Source organism: Streptomyces sp. NPDC012888, assembly GCF_042900645.1.
Taxonomy (GTDB): domain Bacteria; phylum Actinomycetota; class Actinomycetes; order Streptomycetales; family Streptomycetaceae; genus Streptomyces.
Genome location: NZ_JBIBBM010000020.1, coordinates 135,623 through 157,836, shown reverse-complemented (window position 1 = coordinate 157,836; position 22,214 = coordinate 135,623). Strand labels below are relative to the sequence as shown.

Below are 22,214 nucleotides of genomic sequence, written 5' to 3'. Positions count from 1 at the left end.
TCTCCTCGGTCCCCCGAGGTGCGGGATCCCCCTCCCGCGTGCGGTGGGGATGCCCGTCCCCGCAGCGGCCCAAAGCACACTTGAGCAACTCCAGAGGTTCCGCGCAGGATGGCCGTCATGAGCGCACCCGCGGGCGGTCGTCGCCCCCACCTGAACCGCCGCCTGGCCGCCTTCGGCACCACGATCTTCGCCGAGATGTCCGCGCTGGCCACCCGGACCGGTTCCATCAACCTCGGCCAGGGCTTTCCCGACACCGACGGGCCCGCCGAGATCGCCGAGGCCGCCGCCCGGGCCGTCCTCGAAGGCCGCGGCAACCAGTACCCGCCGGGCCCCGGCGTCCCCGAGCTGCGCGCCGCGATCGCCGCCCACCAGGAGCGCTTCTACTCCCTGCGCCACGACCCGGACACCGAGGTCCTGGTAACCGCCGGGGCCACCGAGGCCATCGCCGCCTCGCTTCTGGCCCTGCTCGAACCGGGTGACGAGGTGATCGCCCTGGAGCCCTTCTACGACTCGTACGCGGCGTGCATCGCCATGGCCGGCGCGACCCGCGTCCCGGTCACGCTGCGGCCCCGCGACGGGCAGTTCGCCCTCGACGTCGACGAGCTCCGGGCCGCCGTCACCCCCCGCACCCGGCTTCTGCTGCTCAACACCCCGCACAATCCGACGGGTGCCGTCCTGACCCCCGCGGAGCTGTCCGCGATCGCCGCCGTGGCCGTGGAGCACGACCTGCTGGTGGTCACCGACGAGGTGTACGAGCACCTGGTCTTCGAGGGCGCCCACACCCCGATGGCGGGCCTGCCCGGCATGCGCGAGCGCACCGTGACCATCTCCTCGGCCGGCAAGACCTTCTCCTTCACCGGCTGGAAGGTGGGCTGGCTGACCGCCTCGCCCGCGCTGGTCTCGGCGGTCCGTTCGGCGAAGCAGTTCCTCACGTACGTCTCCTCCGGCCCGTTCCAGTACGCGATCGCCGAGGCCCTCGCCCTGCCGGACTCCTACTACGAGTCGTTCCGCGCCGACCTGGCGGCCAAGCGGGACATCCTCGCCTCCGGTCTGGCCGCGGCCGGTTTCGAGGTCTACCGCCCCCAGGGCACCTACTTCGTCACCACCGACATCGCCCCGCTCGGCGAGAAGGACGGCCTTGCGTTCTGCCGGTCCCTGCCGGAGCGCTGCGGCGTCGTGGCCATCCCCAACTCGGTCTTCTACGACGACCGGGACGCCGGCCGGACACAGGTCCGCTGGGCCTTCTGCAAGCGCACCGACGTGCTGGAGGAAGCGGCCGCCCGACTGAGCCGGTTGTGACCGGGGCGGGGGGCACGTCCGTCGCCGGGACCTGGCGGCGGGAGACGGCCGGGCGCCGCGGGGGCGGCCGCCGGGGGCAGGACGACGGGCAGACCGGCGGGCAGGACGGCGGCCTGTGGGTGCCCGCGGGCCTGTTCGCCGTCGGGGTGTTCCTGGCGGTGCGGGCGCTGGGCGTCCTGGTGGTCGCGGCCGGCGCCTGGTGGGCGGGCCGGGACCCGGTCGCCGTGCTCGGGGCGTCCTGGGACTCCGCCTGGTACATCGCGATAGCGGAGCAGGGGTACGGGCGCACCCGGGTGTGGGTGGCGATCGACTCCGTGCAGAGCGACCTCGCGTTCTTCCCGCTCTACCCCGGGCTGATGCGCCTGCTCAGCGCGCTGCTTCCGGGCGTGGGACCGGCCGGCGCGGGGCTGCTGGCGGCCTGGGCGGCCGCGGTGGCGGGCGCGGTCGGGGTGTACCGGGTCGGGGAGCTCGTCGCCGGGGCCCGGGCCGGGGTGCTGCTGGTGGTGCTGTGGGGAGTGCTGCCGCACTCGGTGGTGCTGGGCATCGCCTACACCGAGGCGCTGCTGGCCGCCTTCGCCGCGTGGGCGCTGTACGCCGTGCTGCGCGGGCGGTGGCTGTGGGCGGCCGCGCTGGCGGTGCTGGCGGGCCTGACCCGTCCGACCGGAGTGGCCGTGGCGGCCGCGGTGTCGGTGGCCGCGCTGTACGAGCTGCTGCTGCGGCCGGGGGCTCCGGCGCGGGTCTGGGCGGCCGGGCTGCTGGCCCCGGCGGGCTGGGCGGCGTACCTGCTGGCGGTCGGGGTGCGCCGGGGGGATCCGCTGGGCGGCTACTTCGCCGTGCAGCGGGACTGGGGTTCGTACTTCGACTTCGGTCGCGGGCTGGCCGGGTCGGTGGCGCGGGTGCTGACCCGGGGGTCCCCGCTGGCCACCACGGTGGTGCCGGTGATCGTGGCGGTGTCCCTGGTACTGGCGGTGCTGCTGGTGCGGACCTGGGCCCCGCTGCCGCTGCTGGTGTACACCGGGGTGCTGATGGTGATCACTCTCGGCGGGGCCGGTTTCTTCGAGTCGAAGCCGCGGTTCCTGCTGCCGGCCTTCCCGCTGCTGCTGCCGGTGGCCGCCGCGATGGCGCGTGCCCGGCCCCGGGCGGCGGTCGCGGTGACCGTCGCCCTGGCCGGGCTCTCCTCCGGGTACGGGGCCTATCTGCTGCTCAGCGCCCCGCTCCCGCTGTAGGGGAGGGATCAGGCGTCGTCGCCCTCGCCGTCGCCCTTCTCCTCGTCCTGCGCGGAGTCGATCTCCTTCTCCAGGCCGAGCTGGTCCACGAGCCACTTGTCGAACTCGATGGAGGCGCGGACCCAGCTGACGGTGGAGGAGACGAAGTGCTCCAGGGAGACGCCGACGCCGATCAGCATCTGCGCCTCGCCGATCAGGCGGACGGAACCGTCGTCGTGGGTGTGGGTGTACACCTTGGGCCACAGGGTGCGGCGGTTCCAGTCGTCGATCGACTCGAGGAGCTGGGGCTTCTCGTCGATGGCGTGCGGACGGTCGTAGAACGTCCGCACCGAGAAGACCTGCTGCTCGCCCTCTCCGCGGAACATGAAGTAGGTGCGGAACTCCTCCCACGGCGCCGCGAGGTCACCCTCGTCGTCGACGACGTACTTCAGCTCCATCTGGTCGAGCAGCTGCTTGACCAGGTCCTGGTCGGGGACGACGGGGCCCGCCGGTCCTGAGGCCTGCGGTTCGGGCTGTCCCCCGAAATTCGGAATCGAGGCCGGGTCGATGCTCACCGTGTACTTCCCTTCGTGCGGATGGTGTCATCCTCCCCCATCGCGCCTACCCCGTGGCAAGCCCCGGCACCCCGATCCGCTCCGGGCGGACAGGATCCGCCCGGAGCGTTCCGCCGGCCCCGGCGCGGGAGCGGCTCAGAGGGCCTTCCCGACCAGCAGGTCCTCGCCGGCCACGTCCACCCGGACGGTGTCCCCGTCCCTGATCCCGCCCGCGAGGATCTCCCGGGCGAGCCGGTCGCCGACCGCGGTCTGGATCAGGCGGCGCAGCGGCCGGGCTCCGTACGCCGGGTCGTTGCCCTTGTCGGCGAGCCAGGCCAGGGCCTCGGGGGTGACGTCCAGGCCGAGCCGGCGTTCGGCGAGCCGGGCGGCCAGGCGGCCGATCTGGAGTTCGGCGATCCGGGACAGCTCGGCCGCGCCGAGCGGGTGGAAGACGACGAGGTCGTCGAGCCGGTTGAGGAACTCCGGCTTGAAGGTGGCCCGGACCAGTTCCAGGACCTGGTTCCGCTTGACCTCCTCGCTGGTGGTCGGATCCATCAGGAACTGGCTGCCGAGGTTGGAGGTGAGGATGAGGATGGTGTTGCGGAAGTCCACCGTCCGGCCCTGGCCGTCGGTGAGCCGGCCGTCGTCCAGCACCTGGAGCAGGATGTCGAAGACCTCCGGGTGGGCCTTCTCCACCTCGTCCAGCAGGACCACCGAGTACGGGCGGCGGCGGACGGCCTCGGTGAGCTGGCCGCCCTCCTCGTAGCCGACGTAGCCGGGCGGGGCGCCGACCAGCCGGGCCACGCTGTGCTTCTCGCCGTACTCCGACATGTCGATGCGGACCATGGCCCGCTCGTCGTCGAAGAGGAAGTCGGCGAGCGCCTTGGCCAGTTCGGTCTTGCCGACGCCGGTGGGGCCGAGGAACAGGAACGATCCGGTCGGCCGGTCGGGGTCGGCGATGCCGGCCCGGGTGCGGCGCACCGCGTCGGAGACGGCCCGTACGGCCTCGGTCTGCCCGATCAGGCGGCGGCCCAGCTCCTGCTCCATGCGCAGCAGCTTCTGCGTCTCGCCCTCCAGCAGCCGGCCGGCCGGGATGCCGGTCCAGGCGCCGACCACCTCGGCGATGTCGTCGGGGCCGACCTCCTCCTTGACCATGGTGTCCTTGGCCGCTTCCTGCTCGGCCTCGGTGGCCTCCGCGAGCTCGCGCTCCAGGGCGGGGATCTCGCCGTAGAGCAGCTTGGAGGCGGTGTCGAAGTCGCCGTCGCGCTGGGCCCGCTCGGCCTGTCCGCGCAGCGCGTCGAGGCGTTCCTTGAGCTCGCCGACGCGGTTGAGGGACTGCTTCTCCTTCTCCCAGCGTGCGGTCAGGCCGCGCAGGTCCTCCTCCTTGTCGGCGAGGTCCTTGCGCAGCTTCTCCAGGCGTTCGACGGAGGCCGGGTCGGACTCGTTCTTCAGGGCCAGCTCCTCCATGCGCAGCCGGTCGACGGAGCGCTGGAGCTCGTCGATCTCCAGCGGGGAGGAGTCGATCTCCATGCGCAGCCGGGAGGCCGCCTCGTCGACCAGGTCGATGGCCTTGTCGGGGAGGAAGCGGGAGGTGATGTAGCGGTCGGACAGGGTGGCGGCGGCGACCAGGGCGCTGTCGTTGATCTGCACCTTGTGGTGGGCCTCGTAGCGGCCCTTGAGGCCGCGGAGGATGGCGATGGTGTCCTCGACGCTGGGTTCGGCGACCAGCACCTGCTGGAAGCGGCGCTCCAGGGCCGGGTCCTTCTCGATCCGCTCGCGGTACTCGTCGAGGGTGGTCGCGCCGACCATGCGCAGCTCGCCGCGGGCCAGCATGGGCTTGAGCATGTTGCCGGCGTCCATGGCGGAATCGCCGCCGGCGCCCGCGCCGACGACGGTGTGCAGCTCGTCGATGAAGGTGATGATCTGGCCGTCGCTGGACTTGATCTCGGCGAGGACGGTCTTGAGGCGTTCCTCGAACTCCCCGCGGTACTTGGCGCCGGCCACCATGGCGCCGAGGTCGAGGGCGACCAGGCGCTTGTTGCGCAGGGACTCGGGGACGTCGCCCTTGACGATGCGCTGGGCGAGGCCCTCGACGACGGCGGTCTTGCCGACGCCGGGTTCGCCGATGAGCACCGGGTTGTTCTTGGTGCGGCGGGACAGCACCTGCACCACGCGGCGGATCTCGTGGTCGCGGCCGATGACGGGGTCGAGCTTGCCCTCGCGGGCGGCCGCCGTGAAGTCGGTGCCGAACTTCTCCAGGGCCTTGTACTGGCCCTCGGGGTCGGGGGTGGTCACCCGCCGTCCTCCTCGTACGTTCTCGAAGGCGTCGAGCAGCTTCTTCGCGGTCGCGCCCTGGCGGTCCAGGACCTCCGCCGCCGCGCCGCCCTTGGCGGCGACGGCGATGAGGAGGTGTTCGGTGGAGAGGTAGTCGTCGCCGAGCTTGCCGGCGCGGTCGTCGGCCTCGGCGAGTACGGCGAGCAGGTCGCGGCTGGCCTGCGGCGGCGCGACGGTGGAACCCGTGACGCTGGGCAGGCCGGCCAGGACCTTCTCGGCCCCGGCGCGTACGGCCGCCTGGTCGGCGTCGACGGCGGCCAGCAGGTCGGTGACGTTCTCGTTGTCCTGGCCGGCGAGCAGGGCCAGCAGGAGGTGCGCGGGGGTCAGGTCGGGGTGGCCGTCCTTCACGGCCCGGCTGGTGGCGGCGTTCAGCGCGTCCCGGCTCTTGTTGGTCAGCTCGGCGTCCACGTTCGGCTTCTCCTCTCCGGCTGCTGCGGGATTTTCCTGATGCAGTCAACGTGCACAAAGTTGAGTCTATTCCACTCAAGGCAGCGGGTGGGAGCCCCGGTACGCTTCGCTCCATGGCCCTCGACCCATTCGACCCGACGCCGGAGTACCTCGCCTTCTGGCGGGAACGGCACGTGTGCACCCTGACCACGCTCCGGCCGGACGGCACGCCGCACGTGGTGCCGGTGGGCGTGACGTACGACCCGGGGGCCGGAGTCGCCCGGGTGATCAGCAACAAGCACAGCAAGAAGGTCCGCAACGTGCTGGCGGCGCAGCCGGACCCGGTCCGGGCGGCGGTGTGCCAGATGGAGGGGCGCCGCTGGGCCACGCTGGAGGGCCGGGCGCGGGTGCTGACGGACGAGGCCTCGGTCGCGGAGGCGGTGGCCCGCTACGCGGAGCGCTACGGGCGGACCCCGTCGCCGAATCCGGACCGGGTGGTCATCGAGATCGCGCTGGACCGCGCGATGGGCCGGGCCTGAGCCTGCCGGCCGGCCCCGCGGATGCGGCCGCGGGCGGCCCGGACCCGCCGGGCGGCACCGGGCGGCCTGAAGTGGCGCGTCGACCCTGTCCGGTTCACGTACTGGACGCGGACATCACAACGGCGCCATCGTGTTCAGGTCCACGATGGCGCCGTTGTGTGGGGGAAGCGCCTGAGCGATCTGCGACGACGGGGGGATCGCGTCAGGCACTGCGGGGGGTGGCGGTGGTGATATCGGGTTCGAAGAGCTGGTGGTCGCGCTGGTCGAGGTTGACGAACACCATGCCGTACCGGACCTCGCAGCGGACGGGCTGCGGGGCGCCGCGGGGGCGGCGCAGACACCGGTAGGCGCGGACGTCCTCGTCCTCCTCGCGCACGATGACGATCGGCTGGCCGAACAAGGTGACCATCAGCGAATCGCCGGCATGGGGAATGGCCGTGACAAGATCGATGAACTGCCAGCCCGAGCGGTAGGCGGACGCCATCTCGCGCCGGAAGTCGCGGTCGTCGGGGGTCATGCCACCACCTCGACACGGTCCCAGCCACTGTCCACGGGCAGCGACGCGCGGACGCTGTCCCAGCCACTGTCCACGGGCGCGGCCTGGACGTCGTCCCAGCCGCTGTCCGGCGGGCGCACCTCGTGGGTCGCCGCTACACCAAGGCCCGCTCCGATCAGCCCCCCACAGGCCACGGCCGAGAAGATGACTGTGGCAAGCGTTGAGCGAAGCATTCTCTTGTACATGGTCGGCTTCGTCCTCACTTGAAAATCCGCTCCCCCGCGGGACAAGACGATGGCTCATTCGGGCACGTCAATGCCACAGGGACGATGCATCATGTTCTTGCATGTTCAGGACCCTGGGGGGTGTAGATTTGACCATCAACAGCACAAAACAGACACATCACCACCCAGTGACGGCGCTCTGCGACGAGGGAGCCCGCCTCTACAGCCGTGCCCTCAGCAGCGGCCGGATCGCCAGGTCGGACACCCGCAACGCCCCGTGCCTGCTGGAACTCGCGCTGCTGCAGCCCGATCCGGATGACGCGAACCTGCTCTGTCCGGTTCCCCCGGCCGTCGCGCTCGCCCAGCGCCTCCACCCCATCGAACGGGAGATCCAGGACCGGCGGCGCGACACCATCGAGCTGACCGAGGCTTTCGAGCCGTTCCTGGCCATCAGCACCCAGGTCCCCGCGAGCACCCACGCGATCACCGTGCTCGAAGGTTTCGACCGCATCAACGCCGCCCTGAACCTGGCCACCGCCGACTGCCACACCGAGATGCTCACCATCCAGCCGGGCGGCGGACGCAGCGCCCCGGTGCTCACCCAGGCCCTCCAGCGGGACCAGCCGCTGACCGACCGCGGGGTCAGCATACGTACGCTCTACCAGCACACCGCCCGCCACAGCCGGGGCACCCTCGCGTACGTGGAACGCATCTCCGCGGGGAAGGTCGAGATCCGCACCCTGGAGGAGCTGATCCCGCGGCTGATCGTGTTCGACCGGACGGTCGCCTTCATCCCGGTGAGCGACGACCGCAGCATCGCCCTGGAACTCCGCCACCCGGGCCTGGTCGAGTACCTCATCAACGTCTTCGAGGCGCTGTGGCACCGGGCCACGCCGCTGACCGAGCAGATCCCCTACACCACGACCACCTCCGGGATCTCCGGGGTGCAGCGCTCCATCGCCCAGCTCCTCGTCGAGGGCCACGTGGACGAGGCCATCGCCCGCCGGCTGGGGATGAACGTACGGACCTGCCGCGCGCACATCGCCAAGCTGGCCGGGACGCTGGGCAGCGGCAGCCGCGCGCAGCTGGGCTACCTCATCGCGCAGTCGGGGATCCTGGGCGGCCCCGGGGCCGTGGAGGGCGGCGAGAACGGCGCCTGCGCCCCGGGCGGGGAGTGAACGCGCGGCAGGCCCCCGCCCGGTGACCGGGCGGGGGCCTGCCGTGTCCGCGAGGGCTTCAGTCCTGGGCGCGCTTGGGGCGCCACACCACCAGGCCCTGCTGCGGCGGCTGGTACGGGACCAGGTCCCGGCGGTACGAGGCGTGCACCTGGGCCTCGCGCTGCCGCATGGCGACGGCCGCGCCGTCGACGGCCGCCGACAGCTCGGCCACCCGCTGCTGGAGCGCGGCGACCTGGTTCTCCAGCTCGATGATGCGCTTGATGCCGGCCAGGTTGATGCCCTCGTCCTGGGAGAGCGTCTGCACCGTGCGGAGAAGTTCGATGTCCCGGGCCGAGTAGCGCCGGCCGCGGCCGGCCGTGCGGTCCGGGGAGACCAGGCCGAGACGGTCGTACTGGCGGAGGGTCTGCGGGTGCAGACCGGAGAGCTGAGCGGCGACCGAGATCACGTAGACCGGAGTCTCATCCGTCAGTTCGTAGGGATTGCGCCGTCGGCCGTCCATCTCATGCTCCCTTCGCTGCCTCGAACAACGCGGCCCGGGTGTCCTCGTCCGCCGTGGCGTCGCGGAAGGCCTCCAGCGCCTCGCGGGCCTTGTCGGACAGGGCCGTGGGGACCGCCACCTCCACCGTGACGAGCAGGTCGCCGCGGGTGCCGTCCTTGCGGACCGCGCCCTTGCCGCGGGCCCGCATCGTACGGCCGTTGGGAGTGCCCGGGGGCAGCTTCAGCGTCACCGCCGGACCGCCGAGGGTGGGCACCCGGATCTCGCCGCCCAGGGTGGCCTCCGCGAAGGAGACCGGGACGGTCACCGTCAGGTTGTCGTCCTTCCGGCCGAACACCGGGTGGGCGCCGACGTGGACCACGACGTACAGGTCGCCGGCGGGTCCGCCGCGCTCGCCCGGGGCGCCCTTGCCGCGCAGCCGGATCCGCTGGCCGTCGAAGACGCCCGCCGGGATCCGGACCTGCATGGTGCGGGAGGAGCGGGCCCGGCCGCTGCCCTTGCACACCTCGCAGGGGTTCTCCGCGATCAGGCCGCGGCCCTTGCAGTCGGCGCAGGGGTCGGTGAGCGAGAAGCCGCCCCCGCTGCCCCGGGACACCTGGCCGGTGCCGACGCAGGTGGGGCACACCCGCGGCGTGCCGTTGGCGTCGCCGGTGCCGGAGCAGGCCTTGCAGGGTGCCTGGGAGGACATCCGCAGCGGGACCGTGGCCCCGTCCACCGCCTCGGTGAAGCTGAGCGTCACCTCGGACTCGATGTCCTGGCCGCGGCGCGGCTGGGTACGGGTACCCGTGCCGGCGCCGCCCCGGTTGAACAGCCCGCCGAACATGTCGCCGAGGCCGCCGCCGCCGAAGCCGCCCGCCCCGCCCTGGGCGCCCCCGAAGAGGTCGCCCAGGTCGAAGTTGAACGAGCCGCCGGCGCCCGGGCCGGGACGGAAGCCGCCGTTGCCGAAGAGGGCGCGCGCCTCGTCGTACTCCTTGCGCTTCTTGGGGTCGCCGAGGATGTCGTTCGCCTCGGAGATCTCCTTGAAGCGCTCCTCCGCCGAGGTGTCGCCCTTGTTGGCGTCCGGGTGGTACTCGCGGGCGAGCTTCCGGTACGCCTTCTTGATCTCGGCCTCGGTGGCGTCCTTGGGGACGCCGAGAACCTTGTAGTAGTCCTTCTCCACGAAGTCCTTCGTGCTCACCGACGTCCCTCCTCCCAGGTACAGCCGCTCTGGCTACTCACTGTCCTTCTTGGTGTCGTCGGACTCCTCGGAGTCCTCGGACTTGGGGGCCGCGGCCCCCGGCTGGGGCTCGGCCACGGCGACCCGCGCGGGGCGGATCGTGCGCTCGCCGATCCGGTACCCCGGCTGCAGGATCGCCACGCAGGTCGTCTCGGTGACGTCCGGCGCGTACGAGTGCATCAGGGCCTCGTGGATCGTCGGGTCGAAGGGCTCGCCCTCCTTGCCGAACTGCATCAGGCCCATCTTGGCGACGACCGTCTCCAGCGCCTCGGCGACCGACTTGAAGCCGCCCACCAGCTCGTTGTGCTCGCGGGCACGGCCGATGTCGTCCAGCGTCGGGAGCAGCTCGGTCAGGAGGCTCGCGACGGCGATCTCCTTGACCGTGACCCGGTCCCGCTCGACCCGGCGGCGGTAGTTCTGGTACTCGGCCTGGAGCCGCTGGAGGTCCGCGGTGCGCTCGGCGAGCGCGGTACGGGCCTGGTCCAGCTGCGCCAGCAGCGCGGTGTCGTTCGCGTTCGCTTCCCCGGCCGGGGCCGCCTGCTCCGCCTGGTCGGCGGAGTCGGCGGCCTGCGACGCGTCGGGCGTGCCGTCGGCGGGGACTTCGGGCTTCTCCTCGAAGCCCGGGGTCTCCTCCGACATCAGGCAGCGCCGCCCTTCGGCTTGTCCTCGTCGACGATCTCGGCGTCGACGACGTCGTCCTCGGCCTTGGCCTGGCCGGCGTCACCGGGGGCGCCGGCGGCGGACTGCGCGTCGGCGTAGATGGCCTGGCCCAGCTTCTGCGAGACGGCGGCGACCTTCTCGGTGGCGGTGCGGATCTCGGCCGTGTCCTCGCCCTTGAGCTTCTCCTTCAGCTCGGCGACGGCGGTCTCGACCTCGGTCTTGACCTCGGCCGGGACCTTGTCCTCGTTGTCCTTGACGAACTTCTCCGTCTGGTAGACGAGCTGCTCGGCCTGGTTGCGGGTCTCGGCGGCCTCGCGGCGGCGCTGGTCCTCCTCCGCGTACTGCTCGGCCTCCTGGCGCATGCGGTCGACCTCGTCCTTGGCGAGCGAGGAGCCGCCGGTGACGGTCATCTTCTGCTCCTTGCCCGTGCCCAGGTCCTTGGCGGTCACGTGCATGATGCCGTTGGCGTCGATGTCGAAGGAGACCTCGATCTGCGGGACGCCGCGCGGGGCCGGCGGGAGGCCGGTCAGCTCGAACATGCCGAGCTTCTTGTTGTACGCGGCGATCTCGCGCTCGCCCTGGTAGACCTGGATCTGCACCGACGGCTGGTTGTCCTCGGCCGTGGTGAAGATCTCCGAGCGCTTGGTCGGGATGGTCGTGTTGCGCTCGATCAGCTTGGTCATGATGCCGCCCTTGGTCTCGATGCCGAGGGACAGCGGGGTGACGTCGAGGAGCAGGACGTCCTTGACCTCGCCCTTGAGGACACCGGCCTGGAGGGTGGCGCCGATGGCGACGACCTCGTCCGGGTTCACGCCCTTGTTGGCCTCCTTGCCGCCGGTCAGCTCCTTGACGAGCTCGGCGACGGCCGGCATGCGGGTGGAGCCGCCGACGAGGACGACGTGGTCGATCTCGGACAGCTGGATGCCCGCGTCCTTGATGACGTTGTGGAACGGAGTCTTGCAGCGCTGCAGGAGGTCCTCGGTCAGCTGCTGGAACTGGGCGCGGGTGAGCTTCTCGTCCAGGTGCAGCGGGCCCTCGGCGGAGGCCGTGATGTAGGGCAGGTTGATCGTGGTCTCCGTGGAGGAGGACAGCTCGATCTTCGCCTTCTCGGCGGCCTCGCGCAGACGCTGGAGCGCCATCTTGTCCTTGGACAGGTCGACGCCGTGGCCGTTCTGGAACTGCTTCACCAGGTAGTCGACGACGCGCTGGTCCCAGTCGTCACCACCGAGGTGGTTGTCACCGTTGGTGGCCTTCACCTCGACGACGCCGTCGCCGATCTCCAGCAGGGACACGTCGAAGGTGCCGCCACCGAGGTCGAAGACGAGAATGGTCTGGTCGTCCTTGTCGAGACCGTAGGCCAGGGCGGCGGCGGTGGGCTCGTTGACGATGCGCAGGACGTTGAGGCCCGCGATCTCGCCGGCCTCCTTGGTGGCCTGGCGCTCGGAGTCGTTGAAGTACGCCGGGACGGTGATGACCGCGTCGGTGACCTTCTCGCCCAGGTAGGCCTCGGCGTCCCGCTTCAGCTTCTGCAGGATGAAGGCGCTCATCTGCTGCGGGTTGAAGTCCTTGCCGTCCAGGTTGATCTTCCAGTCGGTGCCCATGTGGCGCTTGACCGACCGGATGGTGCGGTCGACGTTGGTGACGGCCTGCCGCTTGGCGACCTCACCGACGAGGACCTCGCCGTTCTTGGCGAAGGCGACGACGGACGGCGTGGTCCTGGCGCCCTCGGCGTTGGTGATGACGGTGGGCTCGCCGCCTTCGAGAACGCTGACGACGGAGTTGGTGGTGCCCAGGTCGATGCCGACCGCACGAGCCATTTTGATGCCTCCATTGGACTTGAGTGGAACGGACTCAACCATGCCATGGGCCCGGGCGGGCGTCAACAGACCTGAGTCGAGTGCACTCAACTCTTACGCGCCGCTTACGCGCAAGCCGCCGGGCGGGGGACTCCCCGGTGCGCCGCGCCGGTCTTACCGGACCTCCGCGCCAGGGTGGCGGCATGCGCCTGCCGCAGCCGCCCCCAGCCAAGCGCGTCTTCGACCTGCTCGGCGCCCTGGCCCTGCTGGCACTCCTCGGACTGCCGCTGATCGCCCTCGCGGCGGCCCTGCACCTGACGGACCCCGGCGGCGCCTTCCGGCGGGATCCGGCCCTCGGCCTCGGCGGGAGGCCGTACCGGACCTGGCGGTTCCGCTCGGCTCCGGACGGCCGCCTGGCGCGCCGGCGGCTGGACCGGCTGCCGGAGCTGCTGAACGTGGTGCGGGGCGAGATGTCACTGGTCGGGCCGTGCCCGCTGCCCCCCGGCTCGGTCCCGGCCACGGCGGACCGGTTCCACGTACGGCCCGGGATCACGGGCCTGTGGCAGATCGGCGGGCGGTCCCAGCTCCCCTGGGAGGAAATGGACCTGCTGGACAGGCACTATGTGGAGAACCACTGGCTCGGCATGGACCTGGCCGTGCTGGCACGCACCCCGCGGGCGGCGTTCGCTCCGCGAAGGGTGGCCTGAGCGACACAGATCACCGGCCGCACAACTACAGTGCGGCCTTGTAAGTGGGTAACCTCAGGCTTTGACTGAATAAGTTACCGCTTAGTAACGGCCCGCCCGAGGAGCCCGCCATGCAACTCGCCGCGATCATTGTGTCGCTGACCCTGACCGTGATCGGCGTTGCGCTGCTCGCCCGCGCCATCGGCCAGTTCGTCCGCTACTTCAAGCTCGGCCAGCCGGTTCCCGCCGGCACCCGGACCGACAACCCCTACCAGCGCAGCGTCACCCTGGTCAGGGAGTTCCTCGGCCACACGCGGATGAACCGCTGGGGCATCGTCGGCATCGCCCACTGGTTCGTGGCGGTCGGCTTCCTGACGCTGCCGCCGACCATCGTCACCGCGTACGGCCAGCTCTTCCAGGCCGACTGGACGCTCCCGCTCCTCGGCGGCTTCCTGCCGTACGAGCTGTACATCGAGTTCATCGGCGCGATGACCACGCTCGGCATCGCCACGCTGATCGTCATCCGCCTGCTGAACCTGCCCTCGCGGCCCGGCCGCAAGTCCCGGTTCGCGGGCTCGAAGATGGGCCAGGCGTACTTCGTCGAGTACGTCATCCTCACCATCGGCCTCGCCATCTACGTCCTGCGCGGCCTGGAAGGCGCCTTGCACCACGTGGACTCCTACGAGGCCGCCTACTTCGCCTCGTACCCGCTGGTCCTGGCCTTCGAGGGACTCGGCGTCGACACGCTGCAGAACCTGGTCTACCTCTTCGCCATGATCAAGCTGAGCACCACCATGATCTGGATGATCACGGTCTCGCTCAACACCAACATGGGCGTCGCGTGGCACCGCTTCCTCGGCTTCCCGAACATCTGGTTCAAGCGGAACGCCACCGGTGAGACCGCGCTGGGCGCCCTCCAGCCGATGACCTCCGGCGGCAAGCCGATCGACTTCGAGGACCCGGGCGAGGACGACGTCTTCGGCGTCTCCCAGGTCGAGCAGTTCTCCTGGAAGGGCATCCTCGACTTCTCCACCTGCACCGAGTGCGGCCGCTGCCAGTCGCAGTGCCCCGCCTGGAACACCGGCAAGCCGCTCTCCCCGAAGCTCCTGATCATGTCGCTGCGCGACCACGCGCACGCCAAGGCCCCGTACCTGCTGGCCGGCGGCGGCAAGACCGTGGAGGGCGAGGAGAAGGCCTCCGAGGAGCAGCTGAAGGACGTCCCGGCGGCCGCGCTGGCCGAGGCCGAGCGCCCGCTGATCGGCACCGTCGAGGAGAACGGCGTCATCGACCCGGACGTGCTGTGGTCCTGCACCACCTGCGGTGCGTGCGTGGAGCAGTGCCCGGTCGACATCGAGCACGTCGACCACATCGTCGACATGCGCCGCTACCAGGTGATGATCGAGTCCGCGTTCCCGTCCGAGGCGGGCACGATGCTCAAGAACCTGGAGAAGAAGGGCAACCCCTGGGGCCTGGCCAAGAAGCAGCGCGTCGAGTGGACCAAGGAGGTCGACTTCGAGGTCCCGATCGTCGGCAAGGACGTCGAGGACCTCACCGAGGTCGACTACCTCTACTGGGTCGGCTGTGCCGGCGCCCTGGAGGACCGCGCGAAGAAGACCACCAAGGCCTTCGCCGAGCTGCTGCACATGGCGGGCGTCAAGTTCGCGATCATGGGCGGCGAGGAGAAGTGCACCGGTGACTCGCCGCGCCGCCTGGGCAACGAGCCGCTGTTCCAGCAGCTCGGCCAGGAGAACGTCGCGATGCTGAACATGGCGTTCGGCGAGGACGACGAGGACCCGGAGACGAAGAAGCCGAAGTCGGCGAAGAAGATCGTCTCGACCTGCCCGCACTGCTTCAACACCATCGCGAACGAGTACCCGCAGCTGGGCGGCGAGTACGAGGTCATCCACCACACGCAGCTGCTCCAGCACCTCATCGACGAGGGCCGGCTGGTCCCGGTGACCCCGGTCGACGGTCTGGTCACGTACCACGACCCCTGCTACCTGGGCCGCCACAACAAGGTCTACACGCCGCCGCGCGAGATCATGGACAAGGTCCCGGGCCTGCGCCAGCAGGAGATGCACCGCCACAAGGAGCGCGGCTTCTGCTGCGGCGCCGGTGGTGCGCGGATGTGGATGGAGGAGCGGATCGGCAAGCGCATCAACAACGAGCGCGTCGACGAGGCCCTCTCCCTCAACCCGGACATCGTGTCCACCGCGTGCCCGTTCTGCCTGGTCATGCTGACCGACTCGGTCAACGGCAAGAAGAACGACGGCCAGGCCAAGGAGTCGGTGCAGGTCGTGGACGTGGCCCAGCTGCTGCTGGAGTCGGTCAGGACCCCGCTCGCGGACGGGCCGGAGGCCGCGGAGGCCGAGGCGGAGCCGGAGCCCGCCAAGTAACACCCCGGGGTGCGCGTACACGCACCCGGCACCACACGGCGACGGCCGGTCCGCGGAGCGCGGGCCGGCCGTCGCGGCGTGTCAGCGGCTGCGACGAACACCCGCGAACTCCCCGTCGGGGTGGTAACCCGCCCGAACCCCCCGCCGCCGAACCGGCGGAAAACCCCCCGGGGTTCCCCTAAGGGATGTCACAGGTCAGCCGCAAAGGGTGCCTCTTCGGGCCGCCCGTCCCCCGCCGCGCCCCGGACCAGGTACGTTCGATCACGTGGCTGGATTCAGGATCGGACGAGGCCGGGACGACAACCGCGCCCCGCAACACCCCCCGCGGCAGCAGCCGTACGGTCAGCAGCACCCGCAGGCACCGTACGGCGGACAGCCGTACCCGCCGGCGGGCCCGCCGGGCCAACAGGCCTGGCCGCAGCACTCCGGGGGCCACGGCGAGCCGGAGTACTTCGACCCGCACGCCCACCCGGGCGCGCCCGACCCGGGCTACGGCTACGCCCCCGCGCAGGGCGCCTCGTACGCGAACAACCCGGGTCACACCCAGGCCTTCGCCGTGGGCGAGGACCCGTACGGCCAGGCCGCCACGTACCACGCCGGAGCGGCCGCACAGGCCCCGACGGGTCCGCGGCTGGGCTGGAAGGAGCTCCTGAAGGGCATCGCGACGCAGCCCGGGCCGACCTTCCTGCGGATGCGCGACCACGCCGTCTGGGGCCCGGCCCTGGTGGTGACTTTCCTCTACGGCCTGCTCGCCGTCTTCGGCTTCGACAAGGCCCGCGAGGACGCGATAAACGCCACCCTGTCGAACGCCGTCCCCATCGTGCTGTCGGCGGGCGTCGCGTTCGTGATCTGCGGTCTGCTCCTCGGCGGGGTCACCCACACCCTGGCCCGGCAGCTCGGCGGCGACGGCGCCTGGCAGCCGACCGTGGGCCTGTCCATGCTGGTCATGTCGCTGACCGACGCCCCGCGCCTGGTCTTCGCCGTCTTCCTCGGCGGCGACAACACGCTCGTCCAGGTCCTGGGCTGGGCCACCTGGGTCGCGGCGGGCTTCCTCTTCACCTCGCTGATCGCGAAGTCCCACGACCTGCCGTGGCCGAAGGCGCTCGGCGCGTCCGCGATCCAGCTGATCGCCCTGCTCTCGATCATCAAGCTGGGCACGATCTGACACCTGACGCGGAAGGGCCCGGCGGAACTCCGCCGGGCCCTTCCCGTGTACCGGGGCGCTGCCGCACCCGCCCCGTCAGGCGTCGAGGACCTGGCCCTCGCGGCGGACGACGGGCGGCTCGACCGACCACGGGAAGTTGATCCAGTCGTCGGTCTTCTTCCACACGTACTCGCACTTCACCAGGGAGTGCGACTTCTCGTAGATGACGGCCGAGCGGACCTCCGCCACGGTGCCCAGGCAGAAGTCGTGCACCAGCTTCAGCGTCTTGCCGGTGTCGGCGACGTCGTCGGCGATCAGCACCTTCTTGTCGGAGAAGTCGATCGCGTCCGGCACGGGCGCCAGCATGACCGGCATCTCCAGGGTGGTGCCCACGCCCGTGTAGAACTCCACGTTCACGAGGTGGATGTTCTTGCAGTCGAGCGCGTACGCCAGGCCGCCGGCGACGAAGACGCCGCCGCGGGCGATGCTCAGGATGACGTCGGGCTCGAAGCCGTCGTCGGCGATGGTCTGCGCGAGCTCCCGCACGGCCCGGCCGAACCCCTCGTAGTCGAGGTTCTCGCGTACTACGTCACTCATTGCGGTCGCCTACCTGCGTGCGGTGGAAGTTCTGGAAGGACCGCGAGGCCGTCGGCCCGCGCTGGCCCTGGTAACGGGACCCGTAGCGCTCGCTGCCGTACGGGAACTCGGCGGGCGAGCTCAGCCGGAACATGCACAGCTGGCCGATCTTCATCCCGGGCCACAGCTTGATGGGCAGGGTGGCCAGGTTCGACAGCTCCAGGGTGACGTGGCCCGAGAAGCCGGGGTCGATGAACCCGGCGGTGGAGTGCGTCACGAGCCCCAGCCGCCCGAGGCTGGACTTGCCCTCCAGGCGGGAGGCGATGTCCTCGGGGAGCGAGATGACCTCGTAGGTCGACGCGAGCACGAACTCGCCGGGGTGGAGGATGAACGCCTCGTCGCCCTCCGGCTCGACCAGCCTGGTCAGGTCGGGCTGCTCGATCGCGGGGTCGATGTGGGCGTAGCGGTGGTTCTCGAAGACCCGGAAGTACCGGTCGAGCCGCACGTCGATGCTGGAGGGCTGCACCATCGACTCGTCGAACGGGTCGATGCGTACCCGTCCGCTGTCGATCTCGGCCCGGATGTCCTTGTCTGAGAGAAGCACCCACCGAGGATACGCAGAGCGCGCGGGCCGCCCCCAATCGAGAGCCCCCGCGCGCGTCCCGCTCACCGCTTCGGCGCCCCCACGGGCACGACGGGCACGGCGTGCCTCAGCCGCGCGCACCGCGGACACCGGATGAGCCGCCCGGGCCCGATCCGGCCGGCACCGAGCTGCTGCATCGGGAACGTGGCGGTGCTGAAAACATGCCCTTCGGCACAACGGACGACGGTGTGCTCCATCGAGTCCCTTTCCCCAACGAGCGTACTGCGACGAATCGCCACATTAGGGGATGATCCGGAGCCTCTTCCAGCCGCCGCTCCGACCCCCACGGTACGCCCAACTCCCCCCATCCGGCCCCTCGCTCGGCCGGGAACAGGACAACGACCCCGCGGCGGGTTCGCCGGGGGCCGATCATGAGGTACAGTGTGCAACGCTGCGGAATCCACACAAGTGGTCCGCAATGCGGATGTAGTTTAATGGTAGAACATGAGCTTCCCAAGCTTATAGCGCGGGTTCGATTCCCGTCATCCGCTCCACGACAAAGCCCCAGGTCGGCGACCTGGGGCTTTGTGTTGTCTAGACCTCTGGAGATCCCTGCGAGCCGACCGGTCCGGGTCTATGCGCGCATGAGGTTCGGCAAGCTGACCTTCGGCGTCGGCTTCATCACCGCCGGCCAGGTCTTCGCCACCGCCTACACCCGGGCCGCCTTCGCCCGCTCCGCCGACCCCGCCCTGCACACCGTCGACGCCCCCGCCCTCATAGCCGCCGCCCGCACCCCGTTCCCCGCCTGGCTGCGCCCCCTGGTCCTGACGCGCTTCGCCCTCGCCACCCTCGGCTCCGCCCTCGTCCTGGTCCTCCTGTGGGTCTGAGCCCTCGCCCCACCCCGCTTCACCGGCGCGGAAGCTCGCGGCATGCCACAACGCGCGAGGACCAGGGGGTGAGCAGCGGTCATCAAGGGTGCGCCGGAGAGAGGCGAGACGGCGGGCCCACAAGGCGGCACGAAGGATCGCCGAGGACGGGGACGCAGTCCTCGTCTCCCTGCTTCCCGACCACGTCGGCACCGATGCCTACGTGCCCGTGGGGGCGGGCGGCCCGATCCGGAACCTGAAGCACGGGCTAGTCGACATGATGCGGGCCGCCGCTGTGCGTGTCAGCGTGATCCAAGAGGAATCCGTACCCACTTATCACGAGGAGTTGCCCTCATGGACGGTAGGCAGGACAAGCGTCAAGGGTCGGGCAAGGGCCGCGAGGCGCAGGTGCACCATCGCCTCGGAGACCCCGCGCACCCCCAGCCGGGCAAGTCGGCCCGCGAGAAGGGACAGAAGCCCGGTCCGAAGGAGACCTCGCGCCGCCGGGAGGACGACCTGCTGCGCGAAGAGGACCTGCACGACGAGGGACTCTGACCAGCGCACGACTCGCCCGCACGCCCAGAGCCCGCCGGTCCGCAGTCACTCCGGCCGGGTTCTGTGGCACGCGTCCACGCCCACGCGGGTGATCGGGCCGAGATGCCCGGTCAACACCCTGTCCTGGTCAGGCCGGTCACAGTCCGCCGAACAGGCGTAGAGTGAAAGCACCGGAAATACTTCGCACTCCGGCTTTCACGCAGGTGTCGTTTCCGGCGATCGCCTAAATACCGGGCTGCCGACGGGCAGTCCGGGGGCAGGTCCACATCATGACCACGACCCTCGAACGGACCCCGCCCCGCGACATCGCCGCAGAGCTTCCGGCTCGTTTGTCCCTCACCCCGAAGAGCACGCTCGCCGGCCAGCTGGACGGTGCCTGGTTTCCCTACTCCCGAGACCTCCGAGCCGAGCTCCCGGTACTGCTCGCTGCCCTGGACGAGCCCTGGGGCCGCATCACCCGCGTCACCGTGAACCCCGTCCGCTGGCCCGTCGTACCGCACACCGTGCCCATGGACGGGCGCAGGCCGCACGTGGGCTGGTTCACCGAACAGGACCCCGACAAGCTGATCCTGCTCTCCTACAAAGTCGGCCGCTGGGACCTTCTCGTCGTCCCGCCCGAGACCGGGCCCGCAGCGGCGGCCCGGCTGATGGCCGCCGCGGCGATACCGGGCAGCGTCCTCACCGCGGGCGCGCTGATGGCCAACGAAGCCGCCATCGGGCGCGGCATCCACGATGCCCGTCGCCGGCAGGACACGTGGGAGGGCGAAGGCGGGGCATGCATGTCCCCCTTCGGGCACCCGATGGACCGGAGCACTCTCCCGCTGCCCGGAAACGGCCGGAGGTGAGCCTCGTGGAGACCGTCGCCCTCATCGCGGTGATCATCCTCGCGATCGCCATCGGAACGCGCTGGATCCACCTGCTGAACGTCCAGCACGACGCGCGGATCGCGGCCTACCACTTCAGCGACCCCCTGCCGAGACCTCCCGGTCTCCCGGACGGCACCGGTCGTCGAGCCCACCGCACGGATGCCGACCGGTGAGGAACAGGATTCCTCCGACCGGGGGCGGCGGTCGGGGCGCCACGGTGCCCCGACCTGCCCGCCTCTCACCCACCCTGAAGGGAACTGGCTGGGCGCCAGTAGGACCCCCGCCGGCACCGGCGCCCACTCCCACGAGGTCTGAGAAGCCCCCACCGGCCCCGGAGAGCCGACTCCACACACGAAAGGACGCGGTCATGACCACACTGCGCGAGCGCAAGACCTACCGCGGACAGGTGCTCCGGGTGCTGTACGAAGCCGTCGAGGGCAACCGCCTCCTCGGCATCACCGGAGCGCAGCTGCGGCGCGACCTCCTCGTGCCGGAACAGGATCTGGCCGCCGCCTGCACCTACCTGGCGGGCGAAGGGCTGATCAACGTCGACTGGGGGCCGGGCAACACCCCCGCGATGGTCACCCTCACCCACGAGGGAATCCGTCGCATGGAGGCCGAGGAGGAGGGGACGGCACCGGGCCCGGCCTGATCCGGAAGAGACGGCACGCAGTCACGGATCGTTCCCGCAGTCACGGATCGTTCGGGAGTGCCCCAGGGTGGTCACCACGTCCCGGTGTTCCGAGGAAGATCACCGACGCGGACGTCGAGCGGGTGATCATCAAGACCCGCTGGCGCATCCACGGTTCCACCTGCACTTCACGTCACTAGATGCGGGCGAACTTCTCGGTCTGGTGGGCGAACTCCTGGGCCATGGCCGCGCTGACCGTGGGCCTGGTGTCGCCGATGGTGCCCAGGTAGTCCTCGGTGGTGGGACGGACCCGGGTTCCGGTGTCGAAGGTGCGCTCGAACTGGATCTGCGAAACGGTACGCGCCACATGGGCGATGTCGGCAGGGGTGAACCCCTCGCTGGCTGCTGCCAGCACGGCGCTGTCGGCCTCCGCGCCCGCTCGGGCCAGGTAGCTCTCCCACAGCGCGGTCCTGGCGCGGTCGTCGGGCGGGCCGATCGGCAGCACGTAGTCGAAACGGCCGTGCCGCAGGAACGCGGAATCGAGCGTGGTCACGTCGTTCGTGGCGCAGACGAGCAGCCGCCCGTCCTGGCCCCGGAACCGGACGATCGCCTTGAGCAGTTCGTTGACGACACCGACCGCGGTCGCGTCCGCACCGCTCCGGGCCCCCGCGATCTCCTCGACCTCGTCGATGAAGACCAGCACGTGGTCGAGCCGGGCGATCTCGTCGAAGCGCCGGTTCAGCCCGGTGGCCAGCCCGTACTCGGCGGCCAGCCGGGCGGGGAACAGTTCGAGGAACGGCCATCCCAGACGGCTGGCGATCGCGTGCGCGAACGTGCTCTTCCCCGTCCCTGGCGGCCCGAACAGCATCACCGCCCGCGGCAGCTCCACTCCGTGCTGGGCGGCCATTTCGGGATGGGCCAGGGGCAGGACCAGGCGCCTCTCGATGAGCTCCTTCTCCTTGTGCATGCCCGCGACCTTCTGCCACAGCCCCCCGCGCGGCAGCTCCGCTCCCAGCGACGCGAGCATGCTGACCGCATGAGGGGTCACTCGCCCGCGCTTCTCGAAGAAGACCAGGCCCGGACGGGCGCCGAAGCCGCAGTTGTGCAGGGCAGTGGCACCGGTCTCACCGTCGGGCAGGACCGCGTGCACCGCGCGGACACCACCGGAGAACAGCCGGTGCTCCAGGGCCGTGATGAGATCGCTGCCCAGCCCCTGGTGCCGCCAGGCAGGGGCCATGCTGATGCGCAGGATCCACGCCCGGTCTCCGTCCACCCTGCTCACGGCGGCGCCGACCACCTCCTCGTCCGCGGTGGCCACCACCGCCGGGTGGAGGGCTTGGAGGGCCGCCACGGCGTCCGAGAGCGGAAAGAGCGGTGATTCTTCGGTCGTACCGCTCTCCGCGTCGACTCGGATCACCGCTTCGAGATCGTCCTGGGTGTAGTCCCTGACACGCAAACCCGTCATGGTCAGCTCCGCGTGTTCGGTCGTACTCCCATCATCGGCCGATGTCCGCCGGACCCGCACAT

Annotated in this window: 22 protein-coding genes and 1 tRNA gene; 13 read left to right on the top strand and 10 right to left on the bottom strand. The window is 70.7% G+C overall.

The features are described 5' to 3' along the window. The first annotated feature begins 108 nt into the window (after positions 1–108). Positions 109–1,299: a pyridoxal phosphate-dependent aminotransferase gene (locus ACFY61_RS29610; RefSeq protein WP_389476977.1), complete on the top strand. Its 1,191-nt coding sequence runs from the start codon at positions 109–111 to the stop codon at positions 1,297–1,299. Beyond that, positions 1,296–2,525 (top strand): hypothetical protein, encoded by a 1,230-nt coding sequence (locus tag ACFY61_RS29605; RefSeq protein WP_389476975.1) that lies wholly within the window; start codon positions 1,296–1,298, stop codon positions 2,523–2,525. The genes ACFY61_RS29610 and ACFY61_RS29605 overlap by 4 nt, the downstream gene beginning before the upstream one ends. 8 nt (positions 2,526–2,533) lie before the next feature. Here ACFY61_RS29605 and ACFY61_RS29600 read toward each other — a convergent pair whose 3' ends face one another. Next, positions 2,534–3,079, bottom strand: a complete 546-nt coding sequence (locus ACFY61_RS29600) for a YbjN domain-containing protein (RefSeq protein ID WP_389476973.1) — start codon at positions 3,077–3,079, stop codon at positions 2,534–2,536. Between the two features lie 135 nt (positions 3,080–3,214). Further along, positions 3,215–5,800 (bottom strand): ATP-dependent chaperone ClpB, encoded by a 2,586-nt coding sequence (gene clpB / locus ACFY61_RS29595; protein ID WP_389476971.1) that lies wholly within the window; start codon positions 5,798–5,800, stop codon positions 3,215–3,217. 113 nt (positions 5,801–5,913) lie between these two features. On the opposite strand from clpB, the gene ACFY61_RS29590 reads away from it, so the two are divergent. Continuing rightward, positions 5,914–6,318 (top strand): pyridoxamine 5'-phosphate oxidase family protein, encoded by a 405-nt coding sequence (locus ACFY61_RS29590; protein ID WP_389476969.1) that lies wholly within the window; start codon positions 5,914–5,916, stop codon positions 6,316–6,318. A 202-nt stretch (positions 6,319–6,520) separates the two neighbouring features. On the opposite strand, the gene ACFY61_RS29585 is transcribed toward ACFY61_RS29590, so the two are convergent. After that, entirely contained in the window at positions 6,521–6,835 is a 315-nt protein-coding gene (locus ACFY61_RS29585) for a (2Fe-2S)-binding protein (protein ID WP_150208898.1), read from the bottom strand. A 325-nt stretch (positions 6,836–7,160) separates the two neighbouring features. On the opposite strand from ACFY61_RS29585, the gene ACFY61_RS29580 reads away from it, so the two are divergent. After that, entirely contained in the window at positions 7,161–8,216 is a 1,056-nt protein-coding gene (locus tag ACFY61_RS29580) for a helix-turn-helix transcriptional regulator (RefSeq protein WP_389476968.1), read from the top strand. Positions 8,217–8,274: 58 nt separating this feature from the next. On the opposite strand, the gene ACFY61_RS29575 is transcribed toward ACFY61_RS29580, so the two are convergent. From ACFY61_RS29575 to dnaK, 4 genes are read right to left on the bottom strand one after another with little or no spacing between them, the layout of a single operon-like run. Next, the gene (locus tag ACFY61_RS29575) at positions 8,275–8,715 is read right to left on the bottom strand and encodes a heat shock protein transcriptional repressor HspR (RefSeq protein ID WP_389476966.1); all 441 of its coding nucleotides are present in this window, start codon (positions 8,713–8,715) and stop codon (positions 8,275–8,277) included. A 1-nt stretch (position 8,716) separates the two neighbouring features. Beyond that, positions 8,717–9,889 carry a molecular chaperone DnaJ gene (dnaJ, locus tag ACFY61_RS29570; protein ID WP_389476964.1) on the bottom strand — a complete coding sequence of 391 codons (1,173 nt, stop codon included), beginning with the start codon at positions 9,887–9,889 and terminating at the stop codon, positions 8,717–8,719. A gap of 33 nt (positions 9,890–9,922) precedes the next feature. Continuing rightward, entirely contained in the window at positions 9,923–10,567 is a 645-nt protein-coding gene (gene grpE / locus ACFY61_RS29565) for a nucleotide exchange factor GrpE (protein WP_389476962.1), read from the bottom strand. Then, positions 10,567–12,405 (bottom strand): molecular chaperone DnaK, encoded by a 1,839-nt coding sequence (gene dnaK / locus ACFY61_RS29560; RefSeq protein ID WP_389476960.1) that lies wholly within the window; start codon positions 12,403–12,405, stop codon positions 10,567–10,569. The genes grpE and dnaK overlap by 1 nt, the downstream gene beginning before the upstream one ends. A gap of 182 nt (positions 12,406–12,587) precedes the next feature. Here dnaK and ACFY61_RS29555 point away from each other — a divergent pair, with 182 nt between their 5' ends. The 3 genes from ACFY61_RS29555 to ACFY61_RS29545 all read left to right on the top strand — a co-directional run bounded on the left by ACFY61_RS29555 (position 12,588) and on the right by ACFY61_RS29545 (position 16,631). Beyond that, positions 12,588–13,091 carry a sugar transferase gene (locus tag ACFY61_RS29555; RefSeq protein WP_389476958.1) on the top strand — a complete coding sequence of 168 codons (504 nt, stop codon included), beginning with the start codon at positions 12,588–12,590 and terminating at the stop codon, positions 13,089–13,091. A 110-nt stretch (positions 13,092–13,201) separates the two neighbouring features. Then, positions 13,202–15,466: a (Fe-S)-binding protein gene (locus ACFY61_RS29550; protein ID WP_389476956.1), complete on the top strand. Its 2,265-nt coding sequence runs from the start codon at positions 13,202–13,204 to the stop codon at positions 15,464–15,466. A 265-nt stretch (positions 15,467–15,731) separates the two neighbouring features. Continuing rightward, positions 15,732–16,631 carry a YIP1 family protein gene (locus ACFY61_RS29545; protein WP_389476954.1) on the top strand — a complete coding sequence of 300 codons (900 nt, stop codon included), beginning with the start codon at positions 15,732–15,734 and terminating at the stop codon, positions 16,629–16,631. A 75-nt stretch (positions 16,632–16,706) separates the two neighbouring features. Here ACFY61_RS29545 and ACFY61_RS29540 read toward each other — a convergent pair whose 3' ends face one another. Both ACFY61_RS29540 and dcd read right to left on the bottom strand, forming a co-directional pair. Then, positions 16,707–17,207: a phosphoribosyltransferase gene (locus ACFY61_RS29540; protein WP_389476952.1), complete on the bottom strand. Its 501-nt coding sequence runs from the start codon at positions 17,205–17,207 to the stop codon at positions 16,707–16,709. Then, positions 17,200–17,790 (bottom strand): dCTP deaminase, encoded by a 591-nt coding sequence (gene dcd / locus ACFY61_RS29535; protein ID WP_389476951.1) that lies wholly within the window; start codon positions 17,788–17,790, stop codon positions 17,200–17,202. Before dcd ends, ACFY61_RS29540 begins: the two co-directional genes overlap by 8 nt. A 459-nt stretch (positions 17,791–18,249) precedes the next feature. On the opposite strand from dcd, the gene ACFY61_RS29530 reads away from it, so the two are divergent. The 6 genes from ACFY61_RS29530 (at position 18,250) to ACFY61_RS29505 (ending at position 20,708) form a co-directional block, all read left to right on the top strand. Continuing rightward, positions 18,250–18,323, top strand: a tRNA-Gly gene (locus ACFY61_RS29530). Positions 18,324–18,413: 90 nt separating this feature from the next. Next, on the top strand, positions 18,414–18,656 hold the full coding sequence (locus ACFY61_RS29525; RefSeq protein WP_389476949.1) for a hypothetical protein: 243 nt from the start codon (positions 18,414–18,416) through the stop codon (positions 18,654–18,656). A 333-nt stretch (positions 18,657–18,989) separates the two neighbouring features. Further along, positions 18,990–19,190, top strand: a complete 201-nt coding sequence (locus ACFY61_RS29520) for a hypothetical protein (protein WP_389476947.1) — start codon at positions 18,990–18,992, stop codon at positions 19,188–19,190. A 269-nt stretch (positions 19,191–19,459) separates the two neighbouring features. Continuing rightward, positions 19,460–20,035 (top strand): DUF5994 family protein, encoded by a 576-nt coding sequence (locus tag ACFY61_RS29515; protein WP_389476945.1) that lies wholly within the window; start codon positions 19,460–19,462, stop codon positions 20,033–20,035. Positions 20,036–20,040: 5 nt separating this feature from the next. Then, positions 20,041–20,229, top strand: coding sequence for a hypothetical protein (locus ACFY61_RS29510; RefSeq protein WP_389476943.1), 189 nt, complete (start codon positions 20,041–20,043; stop codon positions 20,227–20,229). A gap of 194 nt (positions 20,230–20,423) precedes the next feature. After that, on the top strand, positions 20,424–20,708 hold the full coding sequence (locus tag ACFY61_RS29505; RefSeq protein ID WP_389476941.1) for a hypothetical protein: 285 nt from the start codon (positions 20,424–20,426) through the stop codon (positions 20,706–20,708). A gap of 175 nt (positions 20,709–20,883) precedes the next feature. On the opposite strand, the gene ACFY61_RS29500 is transcribed toward ACFY61_RS29505, so the two are convergent. Further along, positions 20,884–22,152: an ATP-binding protein gene (locus ACFY61_RS29500; RefSeq protein WP_389476939.1), complete on the bottom strand. Its 1,269-nt coding sequence runs from the start codon at positions 22,150–22,152 to the stop codon at positions 20,884–20,886. Between the last annotated feature and the right edge of the window lie 62 nt (positions 22,153–22,214).